Source organism: Kribbella sp. NPDC051936, from assembly GCF_040680955.1.
Lineage (GTDB): Bacteria > Actinomycetota > Actinomycetes > Propionibacteriales > Kribbellaceae > Kribbella.
On record NZ_JBFAXS010000009.1, the window covers coordinates 349,985 to 367,850 of the forward strand.

The following is a 17,866-nucleotide window of genomic DNA, read 5'->3' on the forward strand; positions in this document are numbered from 1 at the left end:
GGCGTCAGTCTCCTCCACCAGGCCCGGTCCGGTCACGCGGGTGCTCCGAGCAGAGGCAGCCCACGCCGCGGTCGATCCACTCCGGGAGCCGCCAGTCGGGGTGGCGCCGGATCATCAGCGCCCGGATCTCGGCCGCCGTCGTCTCCTCGGACACCCCCGCATCCCGCCGGCGCCAGGTCTCGTCGCGCAGCTCGGTGAGGTAGTCGCGCACCTGGGCCAGCAGCCCCGCGTCGCCGACCTCCCCGTGGCCCGGGACAACGATCCGGTGGCGCTCCGCGGCCAGGCGTTCCATGACGTCGATCCAGCGCACACCGGACACGTCCACGTCGTACGGCGGGAACCATGGGAAGATCGCGAACTGGTCCGCCTCGGCCAGGTCGCCGGTGAAGATGATCGCTTCGTCGGGGACGGTGACGACCTGGTCGCCCTTGCTGTGTGCGCGTCCGGTCGCGCTGAGGTGGACAGTGCGACCGCCGAGGTCGAGCTCGTACGTGTCGTCGTACGTGACGTCCGGGGTGGGGATGCGGACGTTCTCGAGTTCGCGGGCGACCGGTTCGCCGAGCTGGCGGAACATGTGCAGGTAGCCGTCGCCCTTGGTCGTCAGGTCGTCGGCCTGAGCTGTGTTGACGAGGTACGTCGCCTCGCCTGCGAAGACCTGAGCACCGAACGCGTGCTCAGGATGGAAGTGCGTCGTGGTCAGGTAGAGTCGGCGGCCGTTCGCGTACGACGTGGCGAAGCGCAGCACCTGCTCCGCGTTACGCGGGCCGAGGCCGGTGTCGACGACGAGGACCGAGTGGCTGCCGCCGATCAGGCCGATGTTGGGGACGAGGTCGACGTTCCGGTTCGGAATCACGACGACGTCGCGGCCGAGCTCCTGGACGTCAGTCAGGTCGACGAGCGGGTCGGCGTACGGGTATTCGGACATGTCTCCAGCTCAGCACCGGGCGGCGCCGCGCGTCCAAGACCAGTCCCGCATCGGCGATACCCACCGGGTATCGTCGCAGGTGATGGAACTGCGGACCTTGCGGTACTTCGTGGCGGTCGCCGGGGAGCTCCACTTCGGGAGGGCCGCGGCCCGTTTGCACATGAGCCAGCCGCCGCTGAGTCGCGCGATCCGGCAACTCGAGGCCGACCTCGGCACTCCCCTGTTCCACCGGTCACCGAGCGGCGTCAGCCTCACCCCAGCCGGGTCCTCGCTGCTCTCCGAAGCGAGCAAGCTGCTGCAGCAGGCCGAGCAGCTCCGCGCACGAGTCGCCGCCGCGGCCGGCGCCGCCACGCTGACCGTCGGCATCCTCGGCGACAGCACCGACCCGGACGTCTCCCGACTGGCCGCGGCGTACCGACGGCGGCACCCGAACGTCGACGTACGGATCCGCGAAGCCGACCTCACCGATCCGACCTGCGGTCTCCGCGCCGGCCTCGTCGACGTCGCCCTCACTCGCGGTCCGTTCGACGAAACCGGCCTCCGCGTCCAGGTGCTGCGCTCCGACCCGGTCGGCGCCGTACTGCGCGCCGACGACCCGCTGGCCGGCCACGACCACCTGAAACTCGCCGACCTCGCCGACCGCCGCTGGTTCCAGTTCCCCGCCGGTACCGATCCCCACTGGCAGTCCTACTGGAACGGCGGCGAACCCCGCCAGGGCCCTATCGTCCGAGCCGTCCAGGAGTGCCTCCAGTCGGTGCTCTGGAACGGCACCGTGGGCCTCGCTCCCCTCACCCACCACAACCCCGGCAAAGAACTCGTCACGATCCCCATCGAGGACCTCCCACCCAGTCCCCTGGTCATCGCGTGGACCGAGACCACGCCGCTGATCCAGTCCTTCGCTCAGACCGTCAGATCCACCTACCGCCCCTGACGGTCTACTTCTTGTCGGGGTCGATGACCTCGCCCTGGACGACGTCGCCGGAGGGTGGGCGGGGCTGGGTCGGGTTGCCGGGCATGAAGGGGGTGAAGGCCGGTGGAGCGAGGGTGGTCGCGCGGCGGCTGACGAAGCGGGTGACGAGGCGGCGGGCCAGCGGGCGGGTGAAGGGGAGGACGAAGAAGAAGCCGAAGATGTCGGTGACGAAGCCGGGGGTGAGCAGCAGGGTGCCGCCGATCAGGACCAGGGCGCCGTCGGTCAGCTCGCGGCCGGGGAGCTTGCCGGTCTGGAGAGACGTCTGCAGGGCGTTCCAGGCGCGGCGCCCTTCACGCTTGACCAGCCACGCGCCGAGTGCGCTCTCGGCGAGCAGCAGGGCGACCGTCGGCCAGCCGCCGATCACTTGACCGACCTGGATGATCACGAAGATCTCCACGATCGGCACGACCAGCAATGCCAGCCCGATCAACCAAGCCATGTCCCTGCCCCTTCCGGCGATTCCCTCCAGTGTTACAGGTGCGCCGGAAGGCTCAGGCCGGAACCTTCTCCCGCGGCTTGGCGGAGCCCGAAGCCGGCGGCGGTGTCTTGTCCGCGCGCCCGCGCCGCCGCTCGACCAGCGCCAGGACGAGCCCCAGCAGACCGAGCCCGGTGAGGATCCACTGCGGCCACCCGCCGAGGATCGTGGCCAGGGTGTGCCCGTCGCGCACCGGGACCGTCGCGACGTACACGTCCGGTACGAACTGCGCGGACTTGTGCTCGACCGTCCCGTCCGGCCGGATGACACCGGAGATGCCGCTCGTCGACGCGATCAGCACGGTGCGCCCGGTCTCGATCGCGCGCATCCGGGTGATCGCGAACTGCTGCTCCGGCTGCCCGGTCCCGCCGTACGTCGCGTTGTTGGTCTGCACGATCAGCACCTGGGCGCCGCCCTTGACCACGTCCTGGATGACGTTGTCGTACGCGAGCTCGAAGCAGATCACATCGCCGTACGTGACGCCGCGGATCGGCATCACGCCCGGACCCACGCCTGGCACGGTCTGGGCGCCGATCATCTCGAGCCGCTTGATGTACGGCAGCAACTGGTCGCGGAACGGGATGTACTCACCGAACGGCACCGGATGCCGCTTCGCGTACCGCTGCCCCGGGCCGCCGGCCGGGTCCCAGACGATGCCGGTGGTCTGCCGCTCGTTCTCCCCCGGCCCTTCGGTGACGGCGCCGACCAGGATCGGTACGCCGACCGCCCTCACCGCCTCCTCGATGTCGGCGCGGGTCTCGGCGTCCTTGTACGGGTCGATGTCGGTCGAGTTCTCCGGCCAGATCACCACGTCCGGCTTCATCTCGGTCCCGGCCTCGACCCGCTTCTGGAGGTCGAGCGTGGCCTGCAGGTGGTTGCGCGTCACGGTGCGCGCCCGGCCCAGGAACTCCAGCCCCTTGCCCGGCACGTTGCCCTGTACCATCGCGGCCCGGACGGTCTTCCCGTCGCCCTCGATCGACAACGGGATCAGCGCGCTGCCGAACACGATCGCCAGCCCGGCGACGAGCCCGACGGCCCGCCACCGCAGCGCGGTCCCGCGGCGCAGGACGGCGTACACCAGGACACCGACGAGCGCGACGACGAAGCTCAGGCCCGGGATACCGACGAAGGCGGCCAGCTTGCCCAGCGACTCGTCGGAGAACGCCCACGCCAGCCGGCCCCACGGGAACCCGCCGAACGGCACCGACGCGGTCGCGAACTCGGTCGCCACCCACAGACAAGGGATCCACAGCGGCCACAGCCGCAGCTTCAGGACCTGCGTCGCGAACATCCCGAACACGGCGTAGAACAGGCCTTCGAGGATCGCCAGGGCGATCGCGGCATCGCCGCCGATGACGCTCAGCCACGGCACCAGCACGGCGTAGTACGCGATCCCGAACCCGGCGCCGACCAGGAAGCCGGCCTTCATCGAGATCCCGTTCAGCGCGGCCAGGAACAGTGGAACGGCGACGATCGTCAGCCACGGGAGGTCGTGCGGTTCGAACGCGAAGCCGAGCAGCACCCCGGCGGCCACGGCCACCGCCACTCGCGGCAGCAGCCGTCCCAGCGCATTCAACCGGTCCACGCGGTCAACCCCTTGTCCTCACGTCACCGGCGCACGCCGGTCGCCCGACCGTACAACGTCCGGGACACGCCAATGTATCCGCCCGGCGGCCATCAGGTGTCACTCGATCAGCCGGCGCACACCGCCCTACCTGTGCGCGCAGACGCCGCTGAAGGTACCGAGGCCGGGGTGAATCACCCGGGTCGACTGGTCACGCCGCTGCAATTCACCCCGGAAGAGAGGAAAGAGGCTCGGCGTGCCTTCGGACCAACCGGCGATGCACTGGCTGCGCACCGCGCGGCTGTTGTCTACTGGCCGCCGAGCCTCTTCCACCTCTGCCCCGCGGGGGGCTAACCACCGGCGATCTCAGCCCCCGTCGACTCAAGCCTGGCTTTGGCCTGGTCAGCGTCGCGGGATCATCCGGCGGCCGAACTTCATGTGACCGTTGAACAAACGGATATTGACGACTCCCAAAACGATGCTCGCTGAGGGCGACGGTGTCAACCTCTCCCCGGCTCTTTGAGCCCGTTGTAACACGATCGCCTGCCCTGCAAAGGAAAACGAGGATCCCTCACCGAAGTCACGTTACAGAGCCGTGTCGGCACTCCACGTGATCGTTACCGGTGGCAACCAATCGTCACGCAACCGGTACGACAACGGTTCCCTTGGCCCGGGTGATCTCCAGCGGCTCGGCCAGCACCTCGGCCGCCGACTCGGACCGGTCCGGACGCCCGCGGCAGACGACGTACGCGCTGAAATCGAGGTCGCGGCTGCGGTTGCCGACCCGGCTGATCGTCGCCTTCACCTCGACGACGTCACCGGCCCGGAGCGGCTGCAGGAACTGCACGTCGGAGTACGACGCGAACAGGCCCTCGTCGCCGTCCGACTGGATACACACCTCGGTCGCGACGTCCCCGAACAGGGCCAGCACGTACGCCCCGTCGACCAGGTTGCCGGCGTAGTGCGCGTGGCTGTACGGAACGTACCGACGATGCGTCACCGTCAGCCCGACAGTTGCCTTCGACACCTATGCACTCCTCCGGTAGGCGTGGCGCTTGGTCACCAACGCGTCGACGAGATAACTGGCCACTTCACCCGGCGTCGTGCCGCGGCCGAACACCCGGTCGACACCGAGCTCGCCGGCCATCTGCTCGGTGAAACGGGGGCCGCCGGCAACGAGTACCGGCCGCGCGTCCTCGGCGTACGCCTCCCGGAAGGCCGCCGACATCTCCTTGGTGTTCAGCACGTGCGCCTCGCGCTGCGTCACCACCTGCGAGACCAGGATCGCGTCGGCCTTGTCCGCCTTGGCCCGCCGGACCAGCTCCGGTACGGCGACCTGCGCGCCGAGGTTCACCACCTTCACCTCGCGGTAGTACTCCAGGCCCTTCTCGCCCGCGAAGCCCTTGATGCTCAGGATCGCGTCGATGCCGACCGTGTGCGCGTCGGTGCCGATGCAGGCGCCGACCACGGTGAGGCGGCGGCGCAGGCCCTTGCGGATCGCGAGGTTGACCTCCTTCGGCGACAGCAGCGGGTAGTCGCGCTCCATCACCTCGACCTTCGACGTGTCGACGAGGTGGTTCACCGGGCCGTAGACCACGAAGAACGTGAAGTCCGGGCCGATCGCCTTCGAGTGCACGACCAGCGCGGGGTCCATGCCCATCTTGTTGGCCAGCTGGACCGCCGCGCCCTCGGCCCGCTTGTCGTGCGGGACCGGCAGCGTGAACGACAGCTGCACCATCCCGTCGCCCGTCGTGTCGCCGTACGGCCGGATGATGCTCACTTGCCCTCCTCCAACAGCTCGATCGCCGGGTTGTAGTACTCCGCGGACTTCCGCGCGACGCCGTCGAGGCCGCGGCCGGCGTCCTGCGGCCGCTTCATCAGCCCGAACGTGCCGTCGCCGATCGCGTTCAGCAGGCCGTCGTCGACGATCTCCTCCAGCAGCTCCACCGACTCGGCCAGCACCTGCCGCGCCCGGGTCGCGATGAACCCGTTCGGCTCCGGCCGGAAGTCCTCGTGAAGGTTGCCGGCAGCACCTAAGACGTACCGGACGTTCTGCAGCGCCAGGTCCCGGTCCGAGATCCACGGCGTCACGACCGCCTCGGTCATCATGCCGACCAGCAGGATGCCCTGCCCGGTCATCGCGCCGGCCAGGTTGAAGAACCCGTCCAGCAGGTAGCCGCGGAACACGTCGCCGGTCATGTGCCGGGTCGGCGGCATCCACTTCAGCGGCGCCTTCGGGAACAGCTGCCGGGCGAGCATCGCGTGCGCGAGCTCGAGCCGGAACGAGTCCGGCAGGTCCGGGTTGATCTCGAACGCGTGCCCGAGCCCGAGCTGCCAGTCCTCGAGCCCGGCCTCCTTGGCGAAGTACTCGTTCAGCAGCTGCGAGACCGTCACGGTGTGCGCGGCCTCGACCGCGTCGGCCGTAGTCAGGTAGTTGTCCTCGCCGGTGTTGATGATGATCCCGGCGCGCGCGTGGATCTGCCGGCTGAAGCGCTGGTCGACGAACGTCCGGATCGGGTTGATGTCGCGGAAGAGGATCCCGTACATCGAGTCGTTCAGCATCATGTCCAGCCGCTCGAGCCCGGCCAGCGTCGCGATCTCCGGCATGCACAGACCGGAGGCGTAGTTGGTCAGCCGGACGTAGCGGCCGAGCTCCTTCGACGACTCGTCCAGGGCGGCCCGCATCAGCCGGAAGTTCTCCTGCGTCGCGTACGTCCCGGCGAAGCCCTCGCGGGTCGCGCCCTCGGGTACGTAGTCGAGCAGCGACTGCCCGGTCGACCGGATCACCGCGATGATGTCGGCGCCCTCACGAGCGGCCGCCTGCGCCTGCGGAATGTCCTCGTAGATGTCGCCGGTGGCGACGATCAGGTAGATCCACGGCCGCTGCTCCGGGTCGCCGTGCCGCTTGACGAGCCGGTCGCGCTCCCGCCGCCGGCCGTCGATCCGCTTCAGCCCGGCGGTCGCGACCTTCCGTGCCGCGGACCTGGCCCGGACGGCGTCGCGGCCCTCCGGCATGCGGAACCTGACGGAGCCGGACGCGGCCTTCTGCGCGAGCACGCTCAGGTCCTCGGCCTCGCCGCGGAGCAGCGCGTCCCAGACCGGCAGCGCGAGCCCGTGTTCGAGGCCGACGTCGGCGCGCACGGTGTCGGCGAGCCGGTTCACCCATGGGATGCCTTCGGTGTCGGCGCCGGTCAGCCCGGCGAGTCGCAGTACCGCCCGCTCGACCGACACCGTGGTGTGCTGACGGGCGAGGTCGACGATCGGCTTGCCGGCCTTGCGCGCGAGGCTGCGCGCCTTCCGGACGGTGACCGGATCGAGGTCGAGCTTCTTCGGCATCACAATCCCTCGGCTTGATGGACGACACGGCCACCCACGGCCGTGCGCACGCAGGTGGGTGTTCCCTGGCTCAGGTCCGGCAGCACCGGTACGCCGGCCCGCGGATCGGTCGACCAGGCGGCGACGCGCTCGTCCGGCGTCTGCACGACGAGATCCGCGTCGCTCTCCCAGATCGCGTACGTCGCGGCGGCGCCGGGCGCGAGCACACCCGCGTCGTCGATCCCCGCGGCTCGCCAGCCGCCGCGGGTGTGCGCCTGGAACGCCGCCCGGACGGTGATCCGCTCGGACTGCTCGTGGTGGAACGCGGCCGCGCGAACGGCTTCCCAGCCGCCGAGCTCGGTCACCGGGGAATCCGACCCGAAGGCGAGGACGACACCGGCACGGGCCAGCGAACCGAACGGGTTCATCCCCCGCCAGCGGTCGCCGACGCGGGCGGCGTACATGCCGTCCGGACCGCCCCACAGGCCGTCGAACATCGGCTGCACGCTCGCGACGACACCGCAGCGGGCGAGGACGGCGATCGTTGCCTCGTCGACCATTTCGACGTGCTCGAGCCGGTGCCGGGCCGCGACGAGTGCCTGCACGCCGACCTTCTCGGCGGCGAGCTCGAACCCGCGGGCGATGTTGTCGAGCGCCTCGTCGCCGATGCAGTGGAACCCGGCCTGCACGTTGCGCTCGGTGCAGGCGACCACGTGCTCGGCGATCTGCTCCGGCGTCAGGTACGCGTGCCCGCGGTGCCCGGCGCGATCGGCGTACGGCTCGCGCAGCGCCGCCGTCCGCGAACCCAGTGCGCCGTCGGCGTTCAGATCGCCGGCCAGGCCCGCGAGCCCGTAGGTGCCGATGTGCTCGAACGCGCCCGGCTCGCCCCAGTACAGCGTCGCCGACAGGCCGAGCTCCTCGGCCACCTCGCGGACGATCGGCAACTCCCACAACGGCCCGATGTGCGGCGCCGCCATCTCGTGGAACGCCCCGATCCCCCTCGCGGCCATCGCCTGCAGCGCGGCGGTGATGTGCATCCGCCGCTGCTCCGGACCGATCAGCTCGCTCAGCGCGTCCCGGACGGCATGGTGCGCGTCCCGCTCCAAGCGGCCAGTGCTGTCCAGCCCAGCTCCGTGGGCGGTCGGGATCAGGGCGGAGGAGATCACGCCGGAATGCCCGTCCACCCGGGACAGGTACACGCGCCGCCCACCACCGGCCGCATCCAGCTCTTGCGCCGTCGGCACCCGGCCCTCCGGCCACGTCGTCTCGTCCCACCCGGCGCCCTCGATCACCGCGTCCTCGGGCAGCCTGGCCGCGAAGGCCGCCAGGCGGTCCAGGGCGTCGGTGAGTGACGTCGTACCGGCGAGGTCGAGACCGGTCAGCAGCGCACCGGCCTGGGCGGTGTGGACGTGGGCGTCGACGAAGGCCGGCGTGACCAGCTTGCCGTCCAGGTCGACGACCTCGTCGGCGCCGTCGGCGTACGAGCCCGCACCGGTGTCGTCACCGAGCCAGGTCACCACCCCGTCGTCGAAGGCGATCGCGGTGGCGTGGGGGTCGGCGGGCGAGTAGACGGAGCCGTTCGTCAGAAGTGTGCGCACGGCCTAATCCTCCGCCAGCCTGCTCTCGAACAGACCACGGACACCCGGCTCGGTCCGCAACAGCTCCATCGCATAGTCCGCGTGACCCGGGACGTACCCGTTGCCGACCAGCATCGTGACGTCCGCCGCCAGCCCTTCGGCGCCGAGCGCGGCCGCGGAGAACGAGGTCGCCATCGAGAAGAAGATCACGGTGCCGCCGGCCGCGGTGGACAGGACCGCGCCGTGCTCGCACCCCGGTACGTCGACGCACACGACAGTGATGTCCGCGGGTCCCCCGGCTGCTTCGACGGCCTGCGCCAGCGCTACTGGATCGCGGGCGTCGGCCAGCGCGACGACATCGGCCAGACCCGCCTCGGTCAGCCGGTCATGCTCGGCCTGGAACGGCACGACCCCGATAGTGCGCGCCGCACCCGCCGCCCGCGCCGCGGCCAGTGACAGCGACCCGGACTTACCTGCGCCGCCAATTACTGACACGACAGGCTTTATGCCTTTGTCGACATACGAGCCGACCACACGCGCGGTCAGCGCCGGTGCGCCGCACACGTCCATGACTGCCAGCGAGAGCTCCGGCTTCAGGTCGTCCGGCAGCTTCGCGACGATCGACCGGGCGAACAGGATCGCATGCCCCTGCGCCGGCACCTGCTCGCTCGTGCCGTCCCAGTCCTGCAGGCCGTCGGTGATCTGCAGCGGCGTCAACGTCAGCGACACCAGGGTCGCGACCCGGTCGCCCTTGCGGAGCCCGAGCGGCGAATCCGGACCGGCCTCGTCGACCACGCCGACGAGCATCCCGCCGGAGCCGGTGACCGGGTTCTGCATCTTGCCGCGGGTCTCGACGATGTCCAGGACCGCCCGGCGGATCGCCGCACCGTCACCGCCGTGCGCCCCGGCCAGCTGGCGGTACGACGCGGCGTCCAGGTTCAGGCGCTCGACCGCGATGCGGACCTCGTCGGGCCAGATACCGGGACGGGCGTCGAGTTTCTCCGCCGCCTGCGGCAACACGCCGGACGGCGCGAGTACGCGGTGCAGTCCTACCGGGCTCGATGACACTGATCCTCCTCTGTGCGGTCGGGCAAAATACTACTCACAGCGCGCCGTGACGGGAATTCTTACGGCGTACTGTTGGATCTGAGGGAAGTTCTATCGCTATCCTCACATCAGACCGCATTCCCCACGTCCCTGCGGAGGACCTGTGACCGACCTGATCACCCCGGAGCTGGCGTCTTCGGAGCCTGGCGACGGCCAGCCGTACCTCTACCGGCGCACTGAGCTGGTCGAGCCGGACTGGACCCGGCTGCCCGGCTGGAAGGACGTCACCGCCGACGAGTGGCGGTCGGTGCAGTGGCAGCGGTCGCACTGCGTGAAGAACGTGAAGCAGTTGCGTGAGGTGATGGGCGACCTGCTCGAGGAGCGGTTCTACGAGGACCTCACCCGCGACCAGGCCGAGCGCGCGACGATGTCGATGCTGCTGCCGCCGCAGATGCTGAACACGATCGTCCCGGCCGGCGCCGCCGACTACACCGAGGCGTTCTACGCGGACCCGGTCCGCCGCTACATGCTGCCCGTGTTCAGCGACCGGCGGACCGACTGGCCGTCGCACCCGCACGCGACCCGGGACTCGCTGCACGAGCACGAGATGTGGGCCACGGAGGGGTTGACCCACCGATACCCGACCAAGGTCCTCGCGGAGATCCTGCCGACGTGCCCGCAGTACTGCGGCCACTGCACGCGGATGGACCTGGTCGGGAACTCGACGCCGGTGATCGACAAGCTGAAGTTCGTCGCCAAGCCGCAGACCCGGCTCGACGACATGCTCGACTACCTGCGCCGCACGCCGGGGGTCCGGGACGTCGTCGTGTCCGGCGGCGACGTCGCGAACATGCCCTGGCCGCGGCTCGAGGCGTTCCTGACCAGCCTGCTGGAGATCGAGAACATCCGCGACATCCGGCTGGCCACGAAGGCGCTGATGGGGATGCCGCAGCACTGGCTGTCGTCCGACGTGCTGTCGGGCGTGGAGCGCGTCGCGTCGGTGGCGCGCAGCCGCGGCGTGATGCTCGCGATGCACACGCACGTGAACGCGGCGCAGTCCGTGACGCCGCTGGTCGCCGAGGCGTCGAAGGCGATGCTCGAGGCCGGTCTGCGCGACGTGCGGAACCAGGGCGTCCTGATGCGCGGCGTGAACGACTCGATCCCGCAGTTGCTCGACCTGTGCTTCGCGTTGCTCGACGGCGCGAACATCACGCCGTACTACTTCTACATGTGCGACATGATCCCGTTCTCGGAGCACTGGCGGGTCTCGGTGCGCGAGGCGCAGCACCTGCAGCACGGCATCCTCGGCTACCTGCCGGGCTTCGCGACGCCGCGGATCGTCTGCGACGTGCCGTACGTCGGCAAGCGCTGGGTGCACCAGCTGTCGGAGTACGACGAGGTGCGGGGCATCTCGTACTGGAAGAAGAACTACCGCACCGGTATCGAGCAGCAGGACCCCGAGGCGCTCAACCGCACCTACGAGTACTACGACCCGATCGACACCCTCCCCCGCGAGGGCCAGGACTGGTGGACCCAGCACGCCGGCAACCACCTCGCCGAAGCCGAGCAACGAGCCGCCGCCTCCCGCGCGGCCGCCGAGTCCCAGAAGCTCCTGGACATCAACTAACCCAGAACCGTCTTCGGTGCCACCGCAGGGGGCGGCACCGAAGACTTTGCAACTTCCTGCAATTCTCTCAGCGTGACCCATTGGATGCGCTCGGCAACCGCTAGCATCACCGCGTGATTCGCAAGGTTGCCGGCGTACTGCTCGCTGTGGTTGGGCTGATTGTTGCTGTCGTGGGCGGCGTGGCCGCGTTCTGGCTGATCGGGCCGGATGACACGGTGCATTCGGGCGAGCAGTCGTTGAGCAGCAAGGGACTGGCGATCGCGAGCACCCCGGAACTGCTGAACCGGAACGGGCCCGTGCTGCACGTCGACGTACGGTCGGCCAAGGACCAGCCCGTGTTCGTCGGAGTCGCCCGCGACTTCGACGTCGCCAGCTACCTGAACGGCACCGCCCACACCAAGCTCGTCCAGGTCCAGTTCCCGATCGCGCTGTCCACCGAGGACTCGAAAGGTACGGCAGGTCCGCTCACCGCACCCGCGACGCTCGACTGGTGGATCACCAAGGCGAGCGGCCCCGGCCGCCAGTCGATCGCCTGGCCCATCGAGGACGGCCCGTACGACGTCGTCATCATGAACGCCGACGGCAAAACCGCCCCCGACGTACAACTCAACCTCGGCATCGAGATCCCGAAGGCGTTCCTGACCGCCCTCGCCGTCTTCGCCCTGGGCATCCTCCTCCTTGCCCTGGGCATCCTCCTCATCCTGTTCCGCCGCCGGCCCACGAAGCCTGACGCACTCGATGCCTCCACGGCCGTCTCACGCGTCCGCGATCTCCAGAACACCATGCCGCTTCAACGATCCGGTCAAAGCCGGCCCAGGCAGCCGGCACCTGCGGCGCCGCGCGCCATCCGCCGGGGCGGCGGACTCGTGCTTGTGGTCGGGCTAGTTACTGGGTGTTCGGCGGTACCGCCGGTCGACACCGTGAAAGAGCTGACCCGTCCCGCGATCAGCGACACGGCAGCGGCAGCCGTGATCAGGCACTACAACGACGTGAGCAGCAAGGCCAACAGCACGATGAACGACGAGTTGCTCGCGGCGGTCGAAGGCGGCGACCGTCTCCGGCAGAGTCAGGCCTGGGGCGAGATCGCGCGGGCCGTCAAGGCGAAGCCGGCGGGGGTGCACTCCTACACGAACCCTGTGATCGGTTCGCCGCTCTTCGGCGGCTACCCGATGCGGTTCGTCAGCTCGGCCGGGTTGTCCGGCGAGAAGGACTACCGCCATCTCGGCGTGTGGGAACGCGCCACCGCCGGCAGCACCTGGAAGCTGACGTTCGCGGCCGCGCTGAGGACAACCACCAAGCTGCCTGACCTGGTCGGTCTGCGTGTCGCGACCGCGGCCGATGACACCAAGCTTGCCTCCGCAACTCAGGCCGTCGCACCGAGCCTGGCGACGTACCTGACGGACGGACCGAAGTCACCGCGCGCCACGGCATTCCAGGCGAACGCGGACATCGCGGCGCTGTTCGCGGATATCGCCGACGACAAAGCCGAGCAGGCCAAGGATCCCGGGTCCGTCCTCAGCCTCACGAACACCTTCACAGCACCCGCGGAGTCTCCCGCGTTCGTCACCAAGTCCGGTACGGCGGTGGTGTTCGTCTCGTTGACCCACAAGTACAGGCTGCAGGTGGGGTACCGGTGGCAGTTCTGGTGGGACAGTTTTCCCGAGAGCGTTTACAGTCCTCCGACCGTGAAGTACGAAACGGCCCTCACCTCGACGACCATCCATGAGGCTGTACTTCTCGTGCCGCCAAAAGGCAAGGGCAAGATTCAGGTACTGACGTTCGCGTCGCAGCTCGTCGAAGCCGGCGGCTACTGAACCAGGTAGCTGGTCAGTTCGGCGAAGGTGTTGATGGTTGGGCCTTGCCAGGTTGGGGCGCTGTTGGCGTGTTCGAGGGTGCGGATGGTGTGCATGCCGAGGGAGGCGGCGGCGGGGAGTTCGTTGTCGTTGCCGTCGCCTACGTAGAGGCAGTCCTGGGGGTTGGCGGACAGGGCCGCGCAGGCGGTTTTGTAGATTGCCGGGTCGGGCTTGGCGGCGCCTACCTCGGCTGAGAAGGCGGTTGCGTCGAAGTAGCGGGCCAGCGGGCTGCCGGGCCATTGGAGCTGGGTTTCCGCGGTGATGTTGCTGACCAGGCCGATCCGCCAGCCTGCGGCCTTGAAGGCGGCCAGCGTTTCCAGGGTCGCCGTCGGCACCGTGCCCAGCAGTCGTTGGGCGAGGGCTCGGCGCAGGCTTGTTGCCTCCTGCACCTGTTCGTCGGTCGGGGTGCCTCCGCAGCGCTCGGCGATGACGCGCAAGGTGCTCGGCAGGTCGCCGTACGCCCCGGTGAACCGCTCGTACGACGAAGCGTCGAAGGCCGCCTGGAACGCTGCCGGGTCGACGCCCAGGACTGTGCCCATCCGGGCGTTCACCAGGTCGCGCGAAACGTCGCCGCCGTGGATCAGCGTGCTGAACAGGTCGCTGAGCAGAACCTTCACAGCGCCGGCGGACGGCGCTCGTACGGCGTGCTCAGCACGATCGTCGTGGTCGTGGACACGTTCGCGCGGGCCCGGATCACGGCCAGCAGGTTCTCCAGCGCGGCCGGCGAGGCGACCCGGACCACCAGGATGTAGCTGGAGTCGCCGGCCACCGAGTAGCAGGACTCGATCTCCCGGACGTCGCGGAGCCGCTCCGGTGAGTCGTCGGCCTGGGACGGGTCGATCGGCCGGATCGCGATCAGCGCGGTGAGCGGCAGGTCGAGCGCCGTGTGGTCGACGGTCGCGGCGTACCCCTGGATGATGCCGCGCTGCTCGAGCCGCTTCACCCGCTGGTGCACGGCGGACGTGGACAGGCCGGTCGCCTTGCCCAGGTCGGTGAAGCTCATCCTGCCGTCGGACGCGAGCAGGCCGACGATCTTGCGGTCCAGGTCCTCCATCCTGGAGACACTACTTGAGGAAACCCTCCGCCCGCTCGTCATCTCGCGACGGTGAGCACGACCCCGGCGTGGTCCGACGGCCACAGGCCGGTGACCGGATCCTTGGCCGAACTGTCCGCGCCGGTCACCGCGCCCGCGATCACCCGGACCTGCTCGCCGGGCGCCGGGCGCGCGAAGATCATGTCGATGCGGTGGTCGAACGACGGCGGCGCCGGCTCGTCGACTGTCTCGTTCAGCCCGGACGTCCAGCCCTGGTTCGCGGGCCTCCAGGTCAGCCAGAGGTCGGTGAATCGGCCAGGACCGGTGATGAAGTCGTACGGCGCCTTGTGCGGAACATGGTCGTGCGGCTTCACCGAGCTGTTCAGCGGATCGGAGTTGCAGTCGCAACCGATGATTGTCGTCCGGCCACGGTCGGCCGCGGGCCCGGCGAGCAACTCGGCCGCCTGGGCCAGCGCCAGGTCGGAGCTGAACGCTTCCAGATGCGTGTTGACGAAGCGGAACGGACGCCCGGAGCCGTGCGCGACGTCCACCCAGTTGTACCCGCGCACGAACGTCGCCGGGAGACCGGCGACCGACAGCACAAGCCTGGCGTTGTACTGACCGCTGCCCGAGTCCAGCACCCGCAGGTTGCTCGATGCCCGGAGCAGAATCACGTCACGGATCGTGAGCCGCACGTCCCGCCCGTCGGTCGCCGTACCCGTGAACGGGTTCCCGACGAAGGACGGCGCTTCGACGTCGGACTCCTGCTGGACGACGACCGCCTTGTACGGAACGCCCGTCCGGCGCAGGTCCTGGAGCAGGATCGCCAGGTAGTCGTAGTCGACGGTCGTCGCGTTCAGTGCGCCCGGACTCCCCGACCCGGGCAGCTCCAGAGGCCCGTGCCTCCAGAGCGCGACCTCCTGCAGCCCGACCAGATCCGGCTTCGCCGTGGAGATTTCCTCGGCGAGCAGCTGACTGCGGCGCGGGAAATTCGTCCTGTCCACGATCGCGCGCGTCACGTGGTTCGCGTTGCCCAGCGCGACGAACGCCGCCGCGCCGGTGAGTCCGGCGGTGGCCTCGATCGGCCGCTGGATGTCCGCGCCGAGGTACAGGTTGCGCGTCATCACTGTCACGGGCTTGTCCACGTTCGCCGACGCCGGCACCGCGTGCAGCGGCACCGCAAGCACTCCAAGAACCACCATCAGCCTGCACAACCACGACCGAAGCATCCGCATCCCCTCCCCAGGGTCGGTACTGATCCTTGGTCTACCACGCGCCGGTGGCAAGGGCTTGTGCATCGCGAGCTGTCGGCGGGCTGTGAAAGCATCCCCCTATGGCTGAGACAGGACAGCGCCTGATGCTGCTCGACACCGCGTCGTTGTACTTCCGTGCGTTCTTCGGCGTGCCCGACACGATGAAGGCCGCCGACGGTACGCCGACCAACGCGATCCGCGGGCTGCTCGACTTCATCGCGCGGCTGACCGAGAATCACCGGCCCACCCACCTGGTCGCCTGCTGGGACGACAACTGGCGCCCGTCCTGGCGGGTCGCGCTGATCCCGTCGTACAAGGCGCAGCGGGTCGAGTTCGTGACGCCGAAGGGCGAGCAGGTCGAGGACGTCCCGGACCGCCTGGAGGTCCAGGTGCCGTACATCCGCGCCTGCCTGGAGGCGATCGGCATCGCCGTCGTCGGCGCACCGGACCACGAGGCCGACGACGTGATCGGCACGCTGTCGCATCAGGCGACGATGCCGGTCGACGTGGTCACCGGCGACCGCGACCTGTTCCAGCTGATCGACGACAGCCGCGGCGTCCGGGTCGTCTACACGGCCGCCCGCGGCGTCGGCCGCGCCGAGGTGTACGACGAGAAGGCGCTGCTCGCGAAGTACGAGATCCCCGCCCAGCGGTACGCCGACTTCGCCACGCTCCGCGGTGACGCGTCCGACGGCCTGCCCGGCGTGAAGGGGATCGGCGAGAAGACTGCCGCCGCGCTGGTCACGTCGTACGGCGACCTGGACGCGATCCGCGCCGCGGCCGCCGACCCGTCGACGCCGATGGCGCCCGGGGTGAAGAAGAAGATCCTGGCGGACAGCGACTACCTGGACGTCGCGCCGAAGGTGGTGGCGGTCGCGAAGGACGCCCCGGTCGGGACGTACGACGCGACGATGCCGCGCGAGATCAAGGACCCGGAGCGCTGGCTGGACCTCGTCGAGCTGCTCGAGCTCGGCAGCAGCGCCCAGCGCGTGATGACCGCGCTCGACCTGGGCCCGAAGGCGTGAGCACGCGCGAGCTGGCGGAGCAGTTCCGCGAGGAGATCGTCACGCTGCGCCGGGCGCTGCACCAGGTCCCGGAGTACGACCTGGACCTGCCGAAGACGCAGCAGCTGATCCTGGACGCGCTCGCCGGTCTGCCGCTGGAGATCACGCTCGGCAAGGAGCTGTCCTCGGTGACCGCCGTACTGCGGGGCGGCGCCGGGCCCGGCCCGGTGGTGCTCCTGCGCGGGGACATGGACGCGTTGCCCGTCACCGAGCGGACCGACGTGCCGTTCGCTTCCCAGCATCCCGGGATGATGCACGCCTGCGGTCACGACCTGCACGTCGCGGGCCTCGTCGGCGCCGCGAAGGTGCTGTCGGCGCTGCGCGACGAGCTGCCGGGTGACGTGGTGTTCATGTTCCAGCCGGGCGAGGAGACGTCCGGCGGCGCGCCGATCATGATCCGCGAGGGCGTGCTCGACGCGGCGGGCCGACGGGCCGACGCGGCGTACGGGCTGCACGTCGGCTCGTCCTCGCAGCCGCTGGGGATGTGGAGCAGCAGGCCCGGCTCGTTCATGGCGGCGGCCGATCAGCTGCACGTGCGCGTCGTCGGCGCGGGCACGCACGGCTCGACGCCGTACCGGGGCAAGGACCCGATCCCGGTGCTGTGCGAGATCGTGACCGCGTTGCAGACCCTCGTCACGCGTCAGTTCGACGTGTTCGACCCGGTGGTGCTCACGGTCGGCCGGATCGCGGGCGGCACGAAGGAGAACATCATCCCGGACGACGCGTTCTTCGACGCGACCGTGCGGACGTTCTCCGAGGCGGCGCGGGCGAAGGTGCAGGAGGCATCGATCCAGCTGGTCGAGGGGCTCGCGGCCGCACACGGCGTGCAGGTCGAGGCCGAGTACCAGGTCGGCTACCCGGTGACGGTCAACAACGAGGCGGAGTTCGAGTTCGCCCGCGAGACGATCGTGGACGTGTTCGGCGCCGACCGGTTCCGCGAGCGTCCCAACCCGCGCTGCGGCGCGGAGGACTTCTCCTATGTCCTGCAGGAGGTCCCGGGCGTCTATCTCAACCTCAGTGCCTGCGCCTCCGCCGATCCGGACGCGGCACCCGACAACCACTCCCCCTTGGCGAACTTCGACGACTCGGTCCTGCCGGACGGGGCGGCGCTGCTGGCCGAGCTCGCCGTCCGCCGTCTGAACCGGGCCGGCTAGGGAGAATTC

At 69.7% G+C, this 17,866-nt stretch carries 16 protein-coding genes; 5 read left to right on the forward strand and 11 right to left on the reverse strand.

Features of this window, described 5'->3' with window-relative positions; genetic code table 11:
• Nucleotides 1-4: 4 nt before the first annotated feature.
• Nucleotides 5-925: an MBL fold metallo-hydrolase gene (locus AB0L64_RS32035; RefSeq protein ID WP_363716212.1), complete on the reverse strand. Its 921-nt coding sequence runs from the start codon at nt 923-925 to the stop codon at nt 5-7.
• An 82-nt stretch (nt 926-1,007) separates the two neighbouring features.
• On the opposite strand from AB0L64_RS32035, the gene AB0L64_RS32040 reads away from it, so the two are divergent.
• On the forward strand, nt 1,008-1,856 hold the full coding sequence (locus AB0L64_RS32040) for a LysR family transcriptional regulator (RefSeq protein WP_363716214.1): 849 nt from the start codon (nt 1,008-1,010) through the stop codon (nt 1,854-1,856).
• Nucleotides 1,857-1,860: 4 nt separating this feature from the next.
• Here the strand turns inward: AB0L64_RS32040 and AB0L64_RS32045 are convergent, their stop codons facing one another.
• From AB0L64_RS32045 to AB0L64_RS32075, 7 genes are all read right to left on the reverse strand, one after another.
• Nucleotides 1,861-2,334 carry an FxsA family protein gene (locus AB0L64_RS32045; RefSeq protein ID WP_363716216.1) on the reverse strand — a complete coding sequence of 158 codons (474 nt, stop codon included), beginning with the start codon at nt 2,332-2,334 and terminating at the stop codon, nt 1,861-1,863.
• Between the two features lie 52 nt (nt 2,335-2,386).
• Entirely contained in the window at nt 2,387-3,955 is a 1,569-nt protein-coding gene (gene lnt / locus AB0L64_RS32050) for an apolipoprotein N-acyltransferase (protein WP_363716218.1), read from the reverse strand.
• A 616-nt stretch (nt 3,956-4,571) separates the two neighbouring features.
• Entirely contained in the window at nt 4,572-4,961 is a 390-nt protein-coding gene (locus tag AB0L64_RS32055; protein WP_359927927.1) for a hotdog domain-containing protein, read from the reverse strand.
• Nucleotides 4,962-5,714, reverse strand: coding sequence for an OAM dimerization domain-containing protein (locus AB0L64_RS32060; protein WP_363716221.1), 753 nt, complete (start codon nt 5,712-5,714; stop codon nt 4,962-4,964). It abuts the gene before it with no gap.
• A complete protein-coding gene (locus AB0L64_RS32065; RefSeq protein ID WP_363716223.1) occupies nt 5,711-7,270 on the reverse strand; it encodes a lysine 5,6-aminomutase subunit alpha in 1,560 nt (519 codons plus the stop codon). The genes AB0L64_RS32060 and AB0L64_RS32065 overlap by 4 nt, the downstream gene beginning before the upstream one ends.
• Nucleotides 7,270-8,847, reverse strand: coding sequence for an amidohydrolase (locus AB0L64_RS32070; protein ID WP_363716225.1), 1,578 nt, complete (start codon nt 8,845-8,847; stop codon nt 7,270-7,272). The genes AB0L64_RS32065 and AB0L64_RS32070 overlap by 1 nt, the downstream gene beginning before the upstream one ends.
• A gap of 3 nt (nt 8,848-8,850) precedes the next feature.
• A complete protein-coding gene (locus tag AB0L64_RS32075) occupies nt 8,851-9,894 on the reverse strand; it encodes an L-erythro-3,5-diaminohexanoate dehydrogenase (protein ID WP_363716227.1) in 1,044 nt (347 codons plus the stop codon).
• A gap of 142 nt (nt 9,895-10,036) precedes the next feature.
• Here AB0L64_RS32075 and AB0L64_RS32080 point away from each other — a divergent pair, with 142 nt between their 5' ends.
• Together AB0L64_RS32080 and AB0L64_RS32085 are read left to right on the forward strand one after the other, a co-directional pair.
• Nucleotides 10,037-11,500, forward strand: a complete 1,464-nt coding sequence (locus tag AB0L64_RS32080) for a lysine 2,3-aminomutase (RefSeq protein ID WP_363716229.1) — start codon at nt 10,037-10,039, stop codon at nt 11,498-11,500.
• Between the two features lie 113 nt (nt 11,501-11,613).
• A complete protein-coding gene (locus tag AB0L64_RS32085) occupies nt 11,614-13,314 on the forward strand; it encodes a hypothetical protein (RefSeq protein WP_363716231.1) in 1,701 nt (566 codons plus the stop codon).
• Here AB0L64_RS32085 and AB0L64_RS32090 read toward each other — a convergent pair.
• The 3 genes from AB0L64_RS32090 to AB0L64_RS32100 are packed head-to-tail and all read right to left on the reverse strand — an operon-like array spanning nt 13,308 to nt 15,588.
• The gene (locus tag AB0L64_RS32090; RefSeq protein ID WP_363716233.1) at nt 13,308-13,970 is read right to left on the reverse strand and encodes an HAD family hydrolase; all 663 of its coding nucleotides are present in this window, start codon (nt 13,968-13,970) and stop codon (nt 13,308-13,310) included. The genes AB0L64_RS32085 and AB0L64_RS32090 overlap by 7 nt on opposite strands.
• The gene (locus AB0L64_RS32095; RefSeq protein ID WP_355480903.1) at nt 13,967-14,407 is read right to left on the reverse strand and encodes an AsnC family transcriptional regulator; all 441 of its coding nucleotides are present in this window, start codon (nt 14,405-14,407) and stop codon (nt 13,967-13,969) included. Before AB0L64_RS32095 ends, AB0L64_RS32090 begins: the two co-directional genes overlap by 4 nt.
• 38 nt (nt 14,408-14,445) lie before the next feature.
• Complete coding sequence (locus tag AB0L64_RS32100) at nt 14,446-15,588, reverse strand: endonuclease/exonuclease/phosphatase family protein (protein ID WP_363716235.1); 1,143 nt, start codon at nt 15,586-15,588, stop codon at nt 14,446-14,448.
• Nucleotides 15,589-15,743: 155 nt separating this feature from the next.
• On the opposite strand from AB0L64_RS32100, the gene AB0L64_RS32105 reads away from it, so the two are divergent.
• Both AB0L64_RS32105 and AB0L64_RS32110 read left to right on the forward strand, forming a co-directional pair.
• Nucleotides 15,744-16,664 (forward strand): 5'-3' exonuclease, encoded by a 921-nt coding sequence (locus AB0L64_RS32105; protein ID WP_363716462.1) that lies wholly within the window; start codon nt 15,744-15,746, stop codon nt 16,662-16,664.
• Nucleotides 16,661-17,857 (forward strand): M20 family metallopeptidase, encoded by a 1,197-nt coding sequence (locus AB0L64_RS32110; protein ID WP_363716237.1) that lies wholly within the window; start codon nt 16,661-16,663, stop codon nt 17,855-17,857. The genes AB0L64_RS32105 and AB0L64_RS32110 overlap by 4 nt, the downstream gene beginning before the upstream one ends.
• Nucleotides 17,858-17,866: the final 9 nt, after the last annotated feature.

Coding starts and splice junctions, on each gene's coding strand:
- AB0L64_RS32100 (WP_363716235.1), bottom strand. CDS start 15,588: ATGGTGGTTCTTGGAGTGCTTGCGGTGCCGCTGCACGCGGTGCCGGCG.
- AB0L64_RS32065 (WP_363716223.1), bottom strand. CDS start 7,270: ATGCCGAAGAAGCTCGACCTCGATCCGGTCACCGTCCGGAAGGCGCGC.
- AB0L64_RS32045 (WP_363716216.1), bottom strand. CDS start 2,334: ATGGCTTGGTTGATCGGGCTGGCATTGCTGGTCGTGCCGATCGTGGAG.
- AB0L64_RS32105 (WP_363716462.1), top strand. CDS start 15,744: ATGCTGCTCGACACCGCGTCGTTGTACTTCCGTGCGTTCTTCGGCGTG.
- AB0L64_RS32035 (WP_363716212.1), bottom strand. CDS start 925: ATGTCCGAATACCCGTACGCCGACCCGCTCGTCGACCTGACTGACGTC.
- AB0L64_RS32095 (WP_355480903.1), bottom strand. CDS start 14,407: ATGGAGGACCTGGACCGCAAGATCGTCGGCCTGCTCGCGTCCGACGGC.
- AB0L64_RS32040 (WP_363716214.1), top strand. CDS start 1,008: ATGGAACTGCGGACCTTGCGGTACTTCGTGGCGGTCGCCGGGGAGCTC.